The sequence below is a fragment of the Vibrio sp. JC009 genome (genome assembly GCF_029016485.1).
In the GTDB taxonomy this organism is placed as follows: Bacteria; Pseudomonadota; Gammaproteobacteria; order Enterobacterales; family Vibrionaceae; genus Vibrio.
The window spans coordinates 2,150,899-2,165,905 of record NZ_CP092106.1 but is presented as its reverse complement, the minus strand read 5'-3'; the positions used below and the strand labels follow the sequence as shown (position 1 = coordinate 2,165,905).

Annotated in this window: 14 protein-coding genes, 1 tRNA gene and 1 riboswitch; of the genes, 12 read left to right on the top strand and 3 right to left on the bottom strand. The window is 46.5% G+C overall.

What is annotated here, in order from left to right; all coding sequences use genetic code 11:
* Nucleotides 1–3: 3 nt before the first annotated feature.
* Both L3Q72_RS09635 and L3Q72_RS09630 read right to left on the bottom strand, forming a co-directional pair.
* Complete coding sequence (locus L3Q72_RS09635; RefSeq protein WP_275129735.1) at nucleotides 4–1,701, bottom strand: methyl-accepting chemotaxis protein; 1,698 nt, start codon at nucleotides 1,699–1,701, stop codon at nucleotides 4–6.
* Between the two features lie 119 nt (nucleotides 1,702–1,820).
* Nucleotides 1,821–1,896: transfer RNA gene (locus tag L3Q72_RS09630), tRNA-Asn, on the bottom strand.
* Nucleotides 1,897–2,369: 473 nt separating this feature from the next.
* Here L3Q72_RS09630 and L3Q72_RS09625 point away from each other — a divergent pair.
* The 4 genes from L3Q72_RS09625 to L3Q72_RS09610 all read left to right on the top strand — a co-directional run bounded on the left by L3Q72_RS09625 (nucleotide 2,370) and on the right by L3Q72_RS09610 (nucleotide 6,689).
* Nucleotides 2,370–2,570 carry a hypothetical protein gene (locus L3Q72_RS09625; RefSeq protein WP_275129734.1) on the top strand — a complete coding sequence of 67 codons (201 nt, stop codon included), beginning with the start codon at nucleotides 2,370–2,372 and terminating at the stop codon, nucleotides 2,568–2,570.
* 49 nt (nucleotides 2,571–2,619) lie between these two features.
* Nucleotides 2,620–4,650 carry an excinuclease ABC subunit UvrB gene (gene uvrB, locus L3Q72_RS09620; protein WP_275129733.1) on the top strand — a complete coding sequence of 677 codons (2,031 nt, stop codon included), beginning with the start codon at nucleotides 2,620–2,622 and terminating at the stop codon, nucleotides 4,648–4,650.
* A 273-nt stretch (nucleotides 4,651–4,923) separates the two neighbouring features.
* Nucleotides 4,924–6,339 (top strand): quorum-sensing sigma-54 dependent transcriptional regulator LuxO, encoded by a 1,416-nt coding sequence (luxO, locus tag L3Q72_RS09615; RefSeq protein WP_275129732.1) that lies wholly within the window; start codon nucleotides 4,924–4,926, stop codon nucleotides 6,337–6,339.
* On the top strand, nucleotides 6,336–6,689 hold the full coding sequence (locus tag L3Q72_RS09610; protein WP_275129731.1) for an Hpt domain-containing protein: 354 nt from the start codon (nucleotides 6,336–6,338) through the stop codon (nucleotides 6,687–6,689). Before luxO ends, L3Q72_RS09610 begins: the two co-directional genes overlap by 4 nt.
* A gap of 19 nt (nucleotides 6,690–6,708) precedes the next feature.
* Here the strand turns inward: L3Q72_RS09610 and L3Q72_RS09605 are convergent, their stop codons facing one another.
* Complete coding sequence (locus L3Q72_RS09605) at nucleotides 6,709–7,599, bottom strand: YvcK family protein (RefSeq protein WP_275129730.1); 891 nt, start codon at nucleotides 7,597–7,599, stop codon at nucleotides 6,709–6,711.
* A gap of 162 nt (nucleotides 7,600–7,761) precedes the next feature.
* Nucleotides 7,762–7,894: riboswitch (molybdenum cofactor riboswitch) on the top strand.
* Between L3Q72_RS09605 and moaA the strand changes: the two genes are divergently transcribed.
* From moaA to oppC, 8 genes are all read left to right on the top strand, one after another.
* Complete coding sequence (gene moaA / locus L3Q72_RS09600; protein WP_275129729.1) at nucleotides 7,883–8,872, top strand: GTP 3',8-cyclase MoaA; 990 nt, start codon at nucleotides 7,883–7,885, stop codon at nucleotides 8,870–8,872. (Overlaps the previous riboswitch by 12 nt.)
* A 30-nt stretch (nucleotides 8,873–8,902) precedes the next feature.
* Nucleotides 8,903–9,415 (top strand): molybdenum cofactor biosynthesis protein B, encoded by a 513-nt coding sequence (gene moaB / locus L3Q72_RS09595; protein WP_275129728.1) that lies wholly within the window; start codon nucleotides 8,903–8,905, stop codon nucleotides 9,413–9,415.
* A 6-nt stretch (nucleotides 9,416–9,421) separates the two neighbouring features.
* Entirely contained in the window at nucleotides 9,422–9,901 is a 480-nt protein-coding gene (gene moaC / locus L3Q72_RS09590; RefSeq protein ID WP_275129727.1) for a cyclic pyranopterin monophosphate synthase MoaC, read from the top strand.
* Nucleotides 9,898–10,143, top strand: coding sequence for a molybdopterin synthase sulfur carrier subunit (moaD, locus tag L3Q72_RS09585; RefSeq protein WP_275129726.1), 246 nt, complete (start codon nucleotides 9,898–9,900; stop codon nucleotides 10,141–10,143). Before moaC ends, moaD begins: the two co-directional genes overlap by 4 nt.
* 1 nt (nucleotide 10,144) lies before the next feature.
* Nucleotides 10,145–10,597: a molybdopterin synthase catalytic subunit MoaE gene (moaE, locus tag L3Q72_RS09580; protein WP_275129725.1), complete on the top strand. Its 453-nt coding sequence runs from the start codon at nucleotides 10,145–10,147 to the stop codon at nucleotides 10,595–10,597.
* A 739-nt stretch (nucleotides 10,598–11,336) separates the two neighbouring features.
* The gene (locus L3Q72_RS09575; protein ID WP_275129724.1) at nucleotides 11,337–12,965 is read left to right on the top strand and encodes an ABC transporter substrate-binding protein; all 1,629 of its coding nucleotides are present in this window, start codon (nucleotides 11,337–11,339) and stop codon (nucleotides 12,963–12,965) included.
* 185 nt (nucleotides 12,966–13,150) lie between these two features.
* On the top strand, nucleotides 13,151–14,071 hold the full coding sequence (gene oppB / locus L3Q72_RS09570; RefSeq protein ID WP_275129723.1) for an oligopeptide ABC transporter permease OppB: 921 nt from the start codon (nucleotides 13,151–13,153) through the stop codon (nucleotides 14,069–14,071).
* A 16-nt stretch (nucleotides 14,072–14,087) separates the two neighbouring features.
* A complete protein-coding gene (oppC, locus tag L3Q72_RS09565) occupies nucleotides 14,088–14,990 on the top strand; it encodes an oligopeptide ABC transporter permease OppC (RefSeq protein ID WP_275129722.1) in 903 nt (300 codons plus the stop codon).
* The last annotated feature ends 17 nt before the right edge of the window (nucleotides 14,991–15,007 follow it).

Sequence of the window (15,007 nt, the reverse complement as noted above, 5' to 3'; positions counted from 1 at the left end):
TTGTCAGACTGAGTGCAGTTTAAACTGGCTTATTGAACGCCTCAGCTCTGCTGCCAGTGCGGCAAGCTCTTCACTGGCCTTTGCTGTGAGTTCAGAGCCGGACTGAACTTCGGCGCCAGACTCACTGATGGAAACCATATTGCGGTTTATCTCCTCCGCAGCAACAGATTGCTGCTCGCAGATGGTGGCGATTTCGATATTTTTCAGGCTCAGTTCATCCACGGATTGTTTGATTTCCTGCAATACCTGGTTGGAAACCTGCGCATGTCCGGCGCTGTCGGTGACCATGCTGTTGCTCTCCTGAATTGCTGTCACCGCGTGCGATGTTTTGCTTTGCAGGCCCGTCACTAAGGTTTGTATTTCTGCTGTGGTTTCCTGGGTTTTAGTTGCCAGTTTTCTTACTTCGTCGGCGACCACGGCGAAACCGCGCCCTTGTTCACCTGCACGGGCGGCTTCTATTGCGGCATTTAAAGCCAGCAGGTTAGTTTGCTCCGCTATTTCATTGATATTGGTAATAAACTCCACGATGTTATTGCTCTGGGTCTTAGCCGAAACAACCTCATCGTTTGCTGAGTGAATCTGAACCTCCAGTTCGTGAATCTGAGTTAAGTTACTGGACACCATATCTGATCCGTCAGCGACTTGTCCCTGAGCTTTTTCCGTTTCCATTGCTGCACTGCTGGTGTTGTCAGCGATCTGCTGAATGGTCGAAGACATTTCATTCATTGCGGTGACGATTTGTTCCGTGTTCATCTGCTGTTCGGTCACTGTCACCTGAGTATTGGCGGCGTTATTTGCCATCTCTTCTGCTGCGGTGGCGATTTCATCGGATGACCTCAGAACCTGTCTGATGATTAACTCAAGGTTTTGCGCCATATGATGCATGGCATTAAGCAGGGTTGAGATTTCATCTTTACCGTTGTTTTCAAGCGACACGGTGAGATCTCCGGCCGATATCTGCTCTGAAGCTTTAACCGCTTTTTTCAGTGGCCGGGTCATAGCGGAAGAAATGACGGCGCTGAGTGCTATACCAATGACAAAACCGGCCAGGCCCATCATTCCCATGCCGTTTAATGCGGCTATTTCGTGCTCTTCGGCGGTTAACAGGGTATCTTCTGTCAGCTTCTCAATTCCCACAAGAAAGGATTCCAGATGCTCCAGCAGGAGGTGCTGTTGCTTGTGTAGCTGAGCCAGTTGTTTCCGGGCTAACTCTGTTTCTTCCTGCTCTACCGATTTCAAAAAACTATCAACCGATTGTTCATAAAGCCTGTGTTCGTCTTCCAACGCAAGTAGTGTTCTTTCCAGAGCCTCTTCTTCCTGCTTAATTTTGCTGTCGCTGGCATGAGAAATCATTGAGTGAAGCAGGGTTTCTGCCTCGACAAGCTCTTGTTCGATAAGCTGGTTGATCTGGTTTACTTGTGCATGAACCGTCCGGATATCAGTATCCTGGCTGTTATCGCTTATTGATGTGTTCTGAATAGCCCGTTCAAGCAGCAGGGCGCTTTCGAATTGCTTAACGGTAATATCTGTTGTGATTTCAGTCAGGGGGATATCTTCGGCGATGATGCTGTGCAGCTCTTTACCTATTTGCTGAAGTTTTATATATCCGTACCCGGCGACGGCACTTAATATCAGTAGCAGAGTTCCTGTTACCACGGCCATTTTTGTTTTTATAGTGAATTGATTCAGAGTTGCAATCATTGCAGGTCACCATTCCTTTTGACGTTAGAGGCAATGCTCTATAAAAACTATAGTCAATAAATGGAATATTGCTGACGCAACAAAAAAGCCACCTCTTGCGAGATGGCTTCTTCTGAATTTGGCTCCCCCTGCGGGACTCGAACCTGCGACATACGGATTAACAGTCCGCCGTTCTACCAACTGAACTAAGGGGGAATAGAGTGGGTGATTCAAATGCCGTTTAAGTATCGTTTAATTACTTAACTGCTCATCACTCAACGGGCGGGGATACTATCATTGCTTTATTTTAAAATCCACTAGAATTGATAAAAAGTTAAAAAAAGCAAAGGGGCTACGTCTGTTAGCCCCATGTTTTGTCCCTGTTTTATGGCCGTTGATGCTAGAAAACTAACGAATTTCTTAAAACAGGCGGTTTCGTTTCTCATTTCTCGCGGTGCCTGATTTGTCAATGTTCGCAGCGTCAAATAGCTAAAAAATAATGAAAAAAAAGAGTTGATCTTTCTGTAGCCCTTGGAGGGAATAGGCTGGTGCCAGTTATCCACGAAATTTGTGGATAAGTTTGTTGATGAATCTTTAACAAAAAATAAAGTATGACAAAGTAGAGTTTTTACTCAAAAGAATGGCGTACTATCTGTTTGAAATCTTTAGTTATTTTTATTGAGCAATAAATGCCAGGGATTGTTATTAACTTAAAATGGTCACAAATTATTCGCAATTTTGCACCAAACTGGGGAAAAGAGGTGGATGAAAATCACAAGCTTTTTGGCGGCTGGAGCTTAGGGGGACCGTTACTCTATCAGAGCGGGAAGCTTATTTCTACACTGGTATTGATATTATTTATTTTTTGTCACTCGCTTGTAGAAGTGTAAACTGCGCAGATAGCTTTAAATAAAATCCAATAAGTAAAGTCTGCCTGTTATGAGTAAAGAATTTGATTTAGTTTCGGAATATAAGCCCTCCGGAGATCAGCCTGGTGCTATTGAGCAGTTGCTGGACGGGCTGGATTCGGGTCTGGCGCATCAGACACTTCTGGGTGTGACCGGGTCGGGTAAAACCTTTTCGCTGGCTAATGTGATTGCCAAGGCGGAGAGGCCAACCATTCTGCTTGCGCCCAACAAGACCCTGGCGGCGCAGTTGTACGGGGAAATGAAAGCCTTCTTTCCGAACAACGCGGTTGAGTACTTTGTGTCTTACTATGACTACTACCAGCCAGAGGCGTATGTTCCCACAACCGATACCTTTATTGAAAAAGACTCCTCAGTGAATGCGCATATTGAGCAGATGCGTCTGTCTGCAACCAAAGCGCTGATTGAGAGAAAGGATGCCATTATTGTGGCTTCGGTTTCTGCTATTTATGGTCTGGGTGATCCGGACTCTTATCTGAAAATGATGCTTCATGTCAGACGTGGTGATTTCATTAATCAAAGGGACATAGTGCGCAGGCTGGCTGAACTTCAGTACAGCAGAAATGATGTCACCTTTGAGCGGGGCCAGTTCCGGGTCCGCGGTGAAGTGATCGATATCTACCCGGCTGAATCTGAGCATGATGCGGTGAGAATCGAAATGTTTGACGATGAAATCGAATGCATCAGCCTGTTTGACCCTCTGACAGGCGCGATTTCACAGCGGGATTTGCCAAGATATACCGTTTATCCGAAAACTCACTACGTTACGCCGCGTGAGCGAATTCTGGAAGCGATTGAGCAGATCAAGGTAGACCTGAAGCAGAGGCAGGCTTATCTGCTGGATAACAATAAGTTGCTTGAAGAGCAGAGAATTACTCAAAGAACTCAGTTTGACCTTGAGATGATGAATGAGCTTGGGTTCTGCTCGGGTATAGAAAACTACTCCAGATACTTAAGTGGCAGAGCGGAAGGCGAACCGCCTCCGACGCTGTTTGACTATCTTCCTCAAGACGGCTTGCTGGTCATCGATGAGTCCCATGTGACGGTTCCTCAGATAGGCGCTATGTATAAAGGTGACCGTTCGCGCAAGGAGACGCTGGTGGAGTTTGGCTTCCGTTTGCCATCGGCTCTGGATAACCGCCCTCTGAAATTTGAAGAATTTGAGGCGCTGGCACCGCAGACGATTTATGTCTCTGCAACGCCCGGCGACTATGAGCTGACTAAATCTGACGGAGAAGTAGCAGATCAGGTTGTCAGACCGACGGGCCTGCTTGACCCTGAGCTGGAAGTTCGTCCGGTTGCCACTCAGGTGGATGACCTTCTGTCGGAAATCCGCATCCGCTCTGAAAAGGATGAGCGGGTACTGGTGACCACACTGACCAAGCGGATGGCTGAAGACCTGACGGAATATCTGGATGAGCATGGCGTTAAAGTCAGATACCTGCACTCCGATATCGATACGGTGGAAAGGGTCGAAATAATTCGCGATTTGCGTCTTGGTGAGTTTGATGTGCTGGTGGGTATCAACCTGCTTCGAGAGGGGCTGGATATGCCGGAGGTTTCTCTGGTCGCAATTTTAGATGCGGACAAGGAAGGCTTCCTGCGCTCTGAACGCTCTTTGATCCAGACAATAGGACGTGCTGCCCGTAACTTGCAGGGTAAAGCCATTCTGTATGCCGACAGGATTACCGGATCAATGAAAAGGGCGATGGATGAAACCAACCGCCGTCGCGAGAAGCAGCAAGCTTATAATGAAGAGAACGGTATTGTGCCTCAGGCCCTGAAGAAAAATGTCAAAGACATTATGGAACTGGGTGATATTGCCAAAACCAGAAAACAGAAATCCGGGAAGCAGGTACCGCTCTCTAAAGTGGCTGAACCTTCAAAAGCTTACGAGGTGCTTTCTCCGCAGGATCTGGAAAAAGAGATTCTTAAACTGGAAGCCGAAATGTATCAGCACGCTCAGGATCTGGAGTTTGAACTGGCGGCTGAAAAACGAGATAAGATCGACGCCCTGAGAAAGCAGTTTATCCAAAATAGCTAACAAAAAAAAAGCCAATCGGAAAGTTGGGTCCGATTGGCTGTATTCTGTGAATATGTAATTCACTAACAACGTCAGTTGGCTAGGTGACCCGTTAGGGTCGATATAATTAATGCAGGTACTGTGCCAACTTTTATTTGAGATCTCCCTAGTTATTTTATTGAATTTCTGGTTATTTATTGAGCTTGTTTATATATCGCTAAAATATATCAGTTGCAAAATGCAATGCATGGTGCAATCATTTCCCATAATGCAAAATAAAATAGTTGGCCAGGCATGAATAATCCCAATACTGATCCCTCTGCAAAAAAGCTGCTGATGGTGGAAGATACCGCCTCTGTTGCTGCTCTTTATCGCTCCTTTCTGATGCCTCTGGGTATCGACATAGAAATTGTTGGCACAGGTAAGGCTGCGATAGAAAGTGTAGAGCAGAGAATTCCCGATCTGATTCTTCTCGATTTACGACTTCCCGATATGACGGGGATGGACGTGCTGTATACCGTAAAGCAGTTAGATGCTGACGTACCGGTTATCTTTATGACGGCGCACGGCTCTATCGGTACTGCGGTAGAGGCCATGAGGCATGGTGCGCAGGACTTTCTGATTAAGCCGTGTGAGGCTGACCGTCTCAGGGTTACGGTGAACAACGCCATTCACAAAGCCGCAAAACTGAAAACCGCAGATACCCAGAAAACTAAGGCGAATACAGGTTATCAGGGCTTTATCGGCAGTAGTCAGATGATGCAGTCTGTATACAAAACCATTGACTCCGCGGCATCCAGTAAAGCCAGTATCTTTATCACCGGAGAGAGTGGTACAGGTAAAGAGGTGTGTGCCGAGGCGATACACGCAGCCAGTACCCGCCGGGACAAGCCGTTTATTGCAATCAACTGTGCGGCGATACCTAAAGACCTGATTGAAAGTGAGCTGTTTGGTCATATGAAAGGGGCCTTCACCGGCGCCGCTACCGAGCGCCAGGGTGCGGCAGAACTGGCCGACGGAGGTACGCTGTTCCTTGATGAGCTGTGTGAAATGGACCTGGATTTGCAGACCAAACTGCTGCGTTTTATCCAGACCGGCACCTTCCAGAAGGTGGGTTCATCAAAGATGAAGAGCGTTGATGTGCGCTTTGTCTGTGCAACCAACAGAGACCCGTGGAAAGAGGTTCAGGAAGGACGTTTCCGTGAAGATTTGTACTACCGCCTGTACGTTATTCCTCTGCATCTGCCGCCGCTGAGAGACCGTGGCGAAGACGTGGTCGAGATTGCTTATTCTCTTCTGGGTTATATGTCCATGGAAGAGGGGAAAGATTTTGCAAGGTTTGACAGCGAAGTTGAAGCGCAGTTTGTCAACTACGAATGGCCGGGAAATGTCAGGCAGTTGCAAAACGTAATCCGCAACGCTGTTGTATTAAATAACGGTAAGCAGATCACACTAAATATGCTTCCGCCGCCGCTTAACCAACTGAGCACAAAAATTGCAAGCATTCCAGATGGAAGAAATGATGAAGAGGAAACAACAAGCCTTTCTTCTTCTGAAGTTTTTCCGCTTTGGATGGTTGAGAAGAGAACCATTGAACAAGCAATCGATGCTTTTGACGGAAATATCCCTAAAGCGGCGAATGCTCTGGAAGTGAGTCCTTCAACCATTTACAGAAAAATTCAGAGCTGGAATAAAAAGGACGATAAGTGACTTGTTATTTGAATTTAGGCAAGATTGATGATTTGTGTAATGAAATCGGAAGAGATAACTTACCTGTGTTGCTTGATATTTTTTTGAGCGAACTCGATGGTTATCATACTGTGCTTTCCGGTGATTTAGAGGAGCTGCAGCATCCTCTGAGGGAAATCAGTCATGCGTTAAAAAGTAGTGCGGCAAGTTTTGGAGCGGATAATCTTTGTGAGCTGGCGAAATCTCTGGATGCAAAAGCAAAAGCGGGTGAGCAGCTAAATACCGATGAATATCGCGAATCTATTTTAGAGAGCATTCGTAAAACGATTCGCGAATATAACGTATTGAAAGAGGATCAGCTGACTCACTAACTCATTTTCTATCTACTTTTTAGTTGGTCAGTTGTTCTACAATCGCGTCATGTAACTTCTGTCTGTCGTGTCGCCAGTCCCGGTTTGGCGACGCGAGATCCCTTACGACAATATTCCAGTCTTCAGCCATGCCAGGATGTTCGATTCCTGAAATTACCGTATCAATTTTTCGCCCTCTGCAGGCACGCTCAACCCATTCCAGCTTTTGCCTGAAACTCATTCGTCCCGCCGGGCCATATTCCGGAGAGAGGTTTTCGATACAGACCACTTTAGCCGAAGGGTTTTGATTGATTGCGTCACAGATTTCCGGCAATAGCAGGGGAGGCATAGTGCTGGTGAGAAAACTGCCCGGGCCGAGAACAATGCAGTCAGCTTCCTGAATGGCTGTGATGGCTTCTGTTGTCGCGGGTACTTCAGGCTCAAGATCCAGTCTTTGCAGGTTTTCTTCCATCTCATCCACACTGGTTTCACCATGAACCCACTTACCGTGTTCGTCCAGCGCCTTTAAATCTGAAGGGTGTTCTGACATAGGCACAATATTGACCTCGACCTTGAGCATATCGCGGATCAGCTGGATGGCAACCATGGGGCGCACAGAAAGGTTATCCAGCGCGGTAAGCATAAGATTGCCAAGGTTATGTCCTTTCAGTTCGCCACTGCCTTTAAAGCGGTATTCAAACATCATTGAGCCAACGGATGGCTGTGTGATTAACTGATTAAGGCAGTTACGGGTATCACCCCAGGCGATGCCTCCCTGACCGTCGCGAATTCTTCCTGTGGAGCCGCCGTTATCTGTGGTGGTGACAATGCCAGTTGCATTGGAACCAAAGTCTTTCAGGGCAGCCAAAACCCTGCCGAGTCCATGTCCGCCGCCGATGGCGACGACTTTTTTCTGTTTATAAATTGTCATTTATCTTCTTATACTGATATATCTTTTAAGCTGGTAGGGACGCTCTGTTAATACTTGGTTAAAAGTATCTCCGAAGTGTGCGAAATACAACGTTTTTAGCAAGAAATACTAGATTCTTGCCGGGTTATTTATTATTTTTATTTGTAGCTACCGTATGATTTACGGTTGCCATAACTCCGAGCTCTGGCTGCTAAGTTTACGAATATGCGTTGAGAGCCGTGGCATAGTGCCACCAGGGTTGATTTAGAAATGAATTAGCCTCCCGTATTTGGAAAGGTGTTCCGTGGCGATACAATTCGAAGATAATTTTCAGCGTAAGTTCTATTACTTACGCCTCTCAGTTACAGATGTATGTAACTTTAAATGCACATATTGTCTACCCGATGGCTATAAACCATCCGGGTGCAAAAACTCATCTTTTCTCTCGCTGCCCGAGATTACGCGTATTGCAAAAGCGTTTGCTGATTGCGGTACCAGTAAGATCCGCATCACCGGCGGTGAGCCAACGCTGCGCAAAGACTTTACCGAGATTGTTCACACTATTGCTTCAACCGACGGCATTAAAAAGGTTGCTATGACCACTAACGGTTATCGTATGGCAACACATGTTCAGGAGTGGCGCGATGCCGGCCTGAATAATATCAATGTCAGCCTGGATAGCCTTGACCCTCGCATGTTCCACCAGATCACCGGTGAGAATAAATTTGGTCAGGTGATGGCGGGCATAGATAAGGCCTTTGAAGTTGGTTACGAGCAGATCAAGGTGAATGTTGTGCTTATGAAAGATCTTAACAGCGGCGAACTGCCTGCTTTTATGAACTGGATTAAGGACAGACCGATTCAGCTGCGCTTTATCGAACTGATGCAGACCGGCGAAATGGATACATTTTTTGAAAAGCACCACAAATCTGGTGTGAGTATTCAGAATATGCTTATCGCTAACGGCTGGGTTCAGAAGGTGAAGGAAGCCAGTGATGGTCCGGCTAAGGTCTTTATGCATCCTGATTATCAGGGTGAAATTGGCCTTATCATGCCGTATGAAAAGAGTTTTTGTAATAGTTGCAACCGACTCAGAATTTCTTCGCTGGGTAAGCTTCATAAATGTCTGTTTGGTGAGCATGGTGTTGATCTGCGTGATCTGCTCCAGGCTGATGAGCAGCATGATGAGCTTATTGAGCGCATCCAATACGAACTACAAACTAAATCCGCAGGCCACTTCTTACATGATGGCCAGACGGGTATGACACCACATCTCGCATCCATTGGCGGATAAAAACTCAAAGATTTAAAAATAGGTGAAACTATGGGACACGCTGTAAGTGATTTTGAGCCGGCGAATATCGCTGTGCTGACTGTATCTGATACTCGTACCGAAGAGAATGACACATCAGGTCAGTATTTTGTTGAGCAGCTAAAAGAAGCAGGCCACAACCTGGCTGATAAGAAGATTGTTATCGATGATGTATACCAGCTGCGCGCGGCGGTTTCACAATGGATTGCTGACGAAAATGTTCAGGCCATTTTGATCACAGGCGGCACAGGTTTTACTTCACGTGACAGCACGCCTGAAGCGATTCTGCCTCTGTTTGATAAAGAAGTGGAAGGCTTTGGTGAGCTGTTCCGTCTGGTTTCTTTTGAGGAGATCGGCACATCAGCGATTCAGTCCCGCGCATTTGCAGGTATGGCAAACCATACGGTTATTTTTGCAGTACCTGGTTCAACAGGCGCCTGTAAAACGGCCTGGACTAAGATCATCAAACAGCAGATGGATGCGTCACACCGTCCTTGCAACTTTATGCCTCACCTGAAGGGGTAAGTGATCATGGAGCAGTTTACTCATATTAACGCGTCCGGCGAAGCAAACATGGTAGATGTGTCTGCCAAGTCAGACACAGTACGTGAAGCCAGAGCAGAAGCTTACGTGAAAATGGCCCCTGAAACGCTGGAGCTTATTGTTTCCGGCAGCCATCACAAAGGTGATGTATTTGCCACAGCCCGTATTGCGGGTATTCAGGCAGCCAAGAAAACCTGGGATCTCATTCCGCTATGTCACCCTTTGCTGCTTTCCAAGGTTGAAGTGACTCTGGAAGCCATTGAAAGTGAAAGCAAGGTTCGTATCGAGTCGGTTTGTAAGCTTTCAGGAAAAACCGGTGTTGAGATGGAAGCACTAACAGCGGCATCTGTTGCGGCGCTGACGATTTATGATATGTGCAAAGCCGTACAGAAGGACATGGTAATTGAGACCGTTCGTCTTCTGGAGAAGAAGGGCGGTAAATCCGGACATTTTCAGGTGGAATCATGATTAAAGTTCTTTTCTTTGCCCAGACCAGAGAGCTGATTGGACAGGACGAGATTGAAGTCGAAGCTGTCTACGAGAGCGCAGAAGCGTTAAGAGAGTCTCTGGCTGAAAAGGGTGACAAATGGCAACTGGCCCTGGAGTCGGGCAAGTTGTTGGTTGCGATTAACCAGACTATCTCACCACTGGAGTCACCCATTTCCGATGGTGATGAAGTAGCTTTCTTCCCGCCGGTAACCGGAGGCTGATATGAGCTATTCTGTATCGGTAATAGAAGAGGACTTTTCCGTCGGTGATGAATACGCACTGCTTGCTCAGGGTACTGATGCCGGTGCGGTTGCAATGTTCTCCGGAAAAGTGCGTGATATGAACCTGGGTGATAGTGTCACCGGCCTTCGGCTGGAGCATTACCCGGGCATGACGGATAAGGCGCTTTCTGAAATCTGTGAAAAGGCAATGGCGCGCTGGCCGCTACTGAAAGTCCGTGTTATCCACCGTGTGGGTGATCTGGATATTGGTGACCAGATTGTCTTTGTCGGCGTGACCAGCGCCCACAGAGGCGCCTCTTTTGAAGCCTGTGAGTTCATTATGGATTATTTAAAGACTCAGGCCCCGTTCTGGAAGAAAGAGCGCACGACCACGGAAACCCGCTGGGTAGAGTCCAGAGATTCTGACCACAAGGCTGCAGACCGCTGGAAGTAAGCCTCGTAACTCATTGAGTTTCCCTCGTTCCCACGCTCCCGCGTGGGAATGCATACCAGACTTAAAGCGCCTGCTAAAGTCAAAGCTTCATAAGCCTGTACATCTCATATTTTCCTTTTTCGCTGTGCAATCTACGCAATTCATAACCTCAGGTATGCATTCCAACGCTGGAGCGTAGGAACGAGATCTTAAGAATTTAACGTATTTTGAAACTTTCTGGTTTTTCTTTGTTCATCATTTATCGTATGGGGCAAATTTGTCGTTTAGGCTCGCAGATTTTTCGCACAAATTTAACATGTGTAAATATTTGTGTACGCAATAGGTCCATGCTTTTTTTACCCGGAGTCCAGAGCAAATTAATCTAATTTGAAAGGGGTTTCTTTTGAGAATAATTGCTATTCAAAGACTGGTTTATAACTTAATGATAAATAAGCGCCTGTATGACTAGTAGTCATGACAAAGTGTGATCATTGTCTCTAATTCGATGCAAAGATGAGAAAATACGCTTATTGGATAGGTTTTCACCAAAAGGTCTTTCGTCCTTGGTCTCATGTCTCATTTTTTTATGTTTGTTTATGGCAAGTTGACTGTTTTATTGGTAATTTGTCGCCCAATCTTTGACAGGTTTATAAAAGGCAGATGAGTGATTTATCTAAATTTTATAAAAATTTACCTGCCGTTCGGGTACCTGTCAGAGCCGTCACGGATGCATACAAAACAATTACTTGGAGTTAATTGCATGTACAAAAATAAAATTACACAAGCCCTTCTGCTAGGCGCGAGCTTAACAGTTGCTGCTACTTCTTTTTCTACTCTTGCAGCAGACGTACCTGCGGGCACTAAACTGGCTAAAGTTCAGGAGCTGGTTCGCGGTAACGGTACAGAAGTAGCGTCTATCGACCCTCACAAAACAGAGGGTGTGCCAGAGTCTCACGTTATTCGTGATTTGCTGGAAGGTCTTGTAAACCAGGATGCTGACGGTAACACTATCCCAGGTGTTGCTGAATCTTGGGATACTGCTGACAACCAAACTTTCGTATTCCACCTGCGTAAAGATGCTAAGTGGTCTAACGGCGATCCTGTAACAGCAGAAGATTTCGTATACAGCTTTAAGCGCGCTGTAGACCCTGCAACGGCTTCTCCGTATGCATGGTATCTGGAAATGACTCAGATGGTTAACGCCGCTGAAATCATTGCCGGTAAAGCAGACAAAGAAACTCTGGGTGTTAAAGCACTTGATGCGAACACTCTTGAAATCAAACTGACTACTCCGCTTCCATACTTCGTAATGATGATGGGCCACACGACTGTGAAGCCTGTACATAAAGCGACTGTTGAGAAGTTTGGTGACCAGTGGACTAAGCCTGCAAACTTCGTAGGTAACGGCGCATTTGTTGTGGACAACTGGGTAGTGAACGAGCGTATCGAAATGGTACCTAACAAGCACTACTGGGACAACGCGAACACTGTTCTGACTAAAGTAACCTTCCTTCCGATCGAGAATCAGGTTGCTGAAATGAACCGTTTCCTTTCTGGCGAAATCGACTTTACTAATGAACTGCCAAACGAGCATTTCCGTCGTCTGAAGAAAGACCACGCTGAGTCTGTATCTATCCAGGGTAACCTGTGTTCTTACTACTACGGTTTCAACAACGTAAAAGCACCATTTGACGATGTACGCGTACGTAAGGCGCTTTCTTACGCTATCGACCGTGACATCATCACTAAAGCACTTCTTGGCCAGGGCCAGAAGCCAGCTTACGGTCTGACTCCGGAAATCATTGCTAACTTCGACCCAATGATGCCAGCATACGGCAAGATGTCTCAGAAAGAGCGTAACGCTGAAGCGATGCGTCTTCTTGAGGAAGCGGGCTTCGATAAGAGCAACCCTCTGAAGTTTACTCTTCTTTACAACACATCTGAGAACCACAAGAAGATTGCAGCTGCAATCCAGTCTATGTGGAAGAAGACTCTGGGTGTAGACATTCAGCTTGAAAACCAGGAGTGGAAAACATACCTGGATACGCGTCGTCAGGGTAACTTTGACGTAACTCGTGCTGGCTGGTGTGGTGACTACAACGAAGCTTCTACTTTCCTATCACTGATGCAGAGCAACAACAGCTCAAACGATCCTAAGTACAACAGCGCTGTGTACGATGATCTGATGGCTAAAGCTCTTAAGTCTACAAGTGAGAAAGAGCGTTCTGAGCTATACGTGAAGGCTGAGCAGGAACTGGCAAAAGATATGCCTATCGCTCCAATCTATCAGTACGTTAAAGCTCGCCTGGTTAACCCTCGTGTTGGCGGTTTCCCGGTGAACAACGCGGAAGATAAGATTTACTCAAAAGACCTATACATCACAGAGTAATCTTTAAATAATAATAAATTACTGACACTGCATGTGGTGACACATGCAGCGTCTTTTTTCGTTTTAAAACTTTTTCATTTTAAAACAATAACCGCCCAACTAGTTCGATAGCCACTGTGATTCACGGTAGTTATCTAAATAGAAAGGCACAATCGTCACAGACTGTAAAACAATAGAGTGAGTTTATGTTTAAATTCATCGCAAAACGGATATTCGAAGCAATCCCGACAATGTTGGTGTTGATTACGGTATCATTTTTCCTAATGCGCTTTGCACCGGGTAACCCTTTTTCTACTGAGCGTCCGCTTCCACCGGAAGTAATGGCTAACATTAACGCTAAGTACGGACTGGATAAGCCGGTTCATGAGCAGTACTTCACTTATCTGACCAATATTCTGAAGGGCGACTTCGGTCCGTCGTTCAAATATAAAGATTTCTCAGTAAACGAATTGATCTCCGGTGCGCTTCCTGTATCGGCTAAAGTTGGTTCGGTTGCATTTATCTTCACTGTCATCATGGGGGTGTTCGTCGGAACCATAGCGGCTCTGCGGCAAAACACCTGGTTTGATTATATTGTCATGGCCACCGCCATGGTCGGGGTGGTTATGCCGTCTTTCGTATTTGCCCCGGTACTGATCTATATCTTCGCCCTGAATTTAGGGTGGCTGCCTGCGGGTGGCTGGCATGACGGCTCTCTTTATTACATGGCACTGCCTGTACTGGCGATGTCTTTCCTGTACATCGCAACCTTCGCCCGTATCACACGCGGCAGTATGATCGAAACGCTAAACAGTAACTTTATCCGTACTGCACGGGCTAAAGGTCTGAGCTATCCGTACATTGTTGTTAAGCATGCACTGAAGCCTGCAATGCTTCCGGTCGTTTCTTATATGGGCCCTGCGTTTGTAGGTATCATCACCGGCTCTGTTGTTATCGAAACTATTTTTGGCCTGCCGGGCATCGGTAAGCTGTTCGTTAACGCTGCATTTAACCGTGATTACTCGCTGGTAATGGGTGTAACCATTCTGATTGGTTTCCTGTTTATCCTGTTCAACACTATTGTTGATATCTTACTTGCGACAATCGACCCGAAAATTCGTTACTAATTGGGGAGCGGAAACAATGTTAACGAAAAAAGAGAATCTTGAAGCGGTCGAGAAGTTTGCAGAGAATCTGGAAATTGAAGGCCGTAGTTTGTGGCAAGACGCCCGTATCCGCTTTATGCGCAACAAAGCGGCGATGGTGAGCCTTGCTATTTTGTTAGTGATGACGCTTGGCGTTATCTTTCTGCCAATGATTGCAGAGTTTGCCTACGACGATACTGACTGGTATGCACTGCACGCGGCACCTTCTGCGGAGCACATTTTTGGTACTGACAGCCTGGGCCGTGATTTGTATGTTCGTACTCTGGTAGGCGGACGTATCTCGCTTATGGTTGGTGTACTGGGCGCATTTGTAGCGGTTCTTATCGGTACACTTTATGGCGCAACATCTGGCTTTATTGGCGGCCGTACAGACCGCATAATGATGCGTGTTCTGGAAATCCTTTACGCTGTGCCGTTTATGTTCCTGGTTATCGTACTGGTGACCTTCTTTGGCCGTAACATCATCCTGATGTTTGTTGCTATCGGTGCCATCGCATGGTTGGATATGGCGCGTATCGTACGTGGTCAGACACTGAGCCTGCGCAGCAAAGAGTTTATCGAAGCGGCACACGTTTGTGGTGTAAGCAACTGGAGAATCATTACCCGTCACATTGTACCTAACGTACTGGGTATCGTTGCGGTTTATTCAACACTGCTTATCCCAAGCATGATTCTGACTGAATCTTTCCTATCTTTCCTTGGCCTTGGTGTACAAGAGCCTATGACCAGCTGGGGCGCACTGCTTCAGGAAGGTTCGCAGACAATGGAAGTTGCTATCTGGCAGCTGATGTTCCCTGCGGCATTCATGGTTGTAACACTATTCTGCTTTAACTATGTGGGCGACGGTCTTCGTGACGCGTTGGATCCGAAAGATAGATAATAGAAACTGGAAAGAAT

Bases quoted from the DNA above. Each gene is read 5' to 3' on its own strand.
- moaE (WP_275129725.1), top strand. From the start codon at position 10,145: ATGAGCTATTCTGTATCGGTAATAGAAGAGGACTTTTCCGTCGGTGAT.
- luxO (WP_275129732.1), top strand. From the start codon at position 4,924: ATGAATAATCCCAATACTGATCCCTCTGCAAAAAAGCTGCTGATGGTG.
- uvrB (WP_275129733.1), top strand. From the start codon at position 2,620: ATGAGTAAAGAATTTGATTTAGTTTCGGAATATAAGCCCTCCGGAGAT.
- moaD (WP_275129726.1), top strand. From the start codon at position 9,898: ATGATTAAAGTTCTTTTCTTTGCCCAGACCAGAGAGCTGATTGGACAG.
- oppB (WP_275129723.1), top strand. From the start codon at position 13,151: ATGTTTAAATTCATCGCAAAACGGATATTCGAAGCAATCCCGACAATG.
- L3Q72_RS09625 (WP_275129734.1), top strand. From the start codon at position 2,370: ATGCCAGGGATTGTTATTAACTTAAAATGGTCACAAATTATTCGCAAT.
- moaC (WP_275129727.1), top strand. From the start codon at position 9,422: ATGGAGCAGTTTACTCATATTAACGCGTCCGGCGAAGCAAACATGGTA.
- L3Q72_RS09575 (WP_275129724.1), top strand. From the start codon at position 11,337: ATGTACAAAAATAAAATTACACAAGCCCTTCTGCTAGGCGCGAGCTTA.
- L3Q72_RS09635 (WP_275129735.1), bottom strand. From the start codon at position 1,701: ATGATTGCAACTCTGAATCAATTCACTATAAAAACAAAAATGGCCGTG.
- L3Q72_RS09605 (WP_275129730.1), bottom strand. From the start codon at position 7,599: ATGACAATTTATAAACAGAAAAAAGTCGTCGCCATCGGCGGCGGACAT.
- oppC (WP_275129722.1), top strand. From the start codon at position 14,088: ATGTTAACGAAAAAAGAGAATCTTGAAGCGGTCGAGAAGTTTGCAGAG.
- moaB (WP_275129728.1), top strand. From the start codon at position 8,903: ATGGGACACGCTGTAAGTGATTTTGAGCCGGCGAATATCGCTGTGCTG.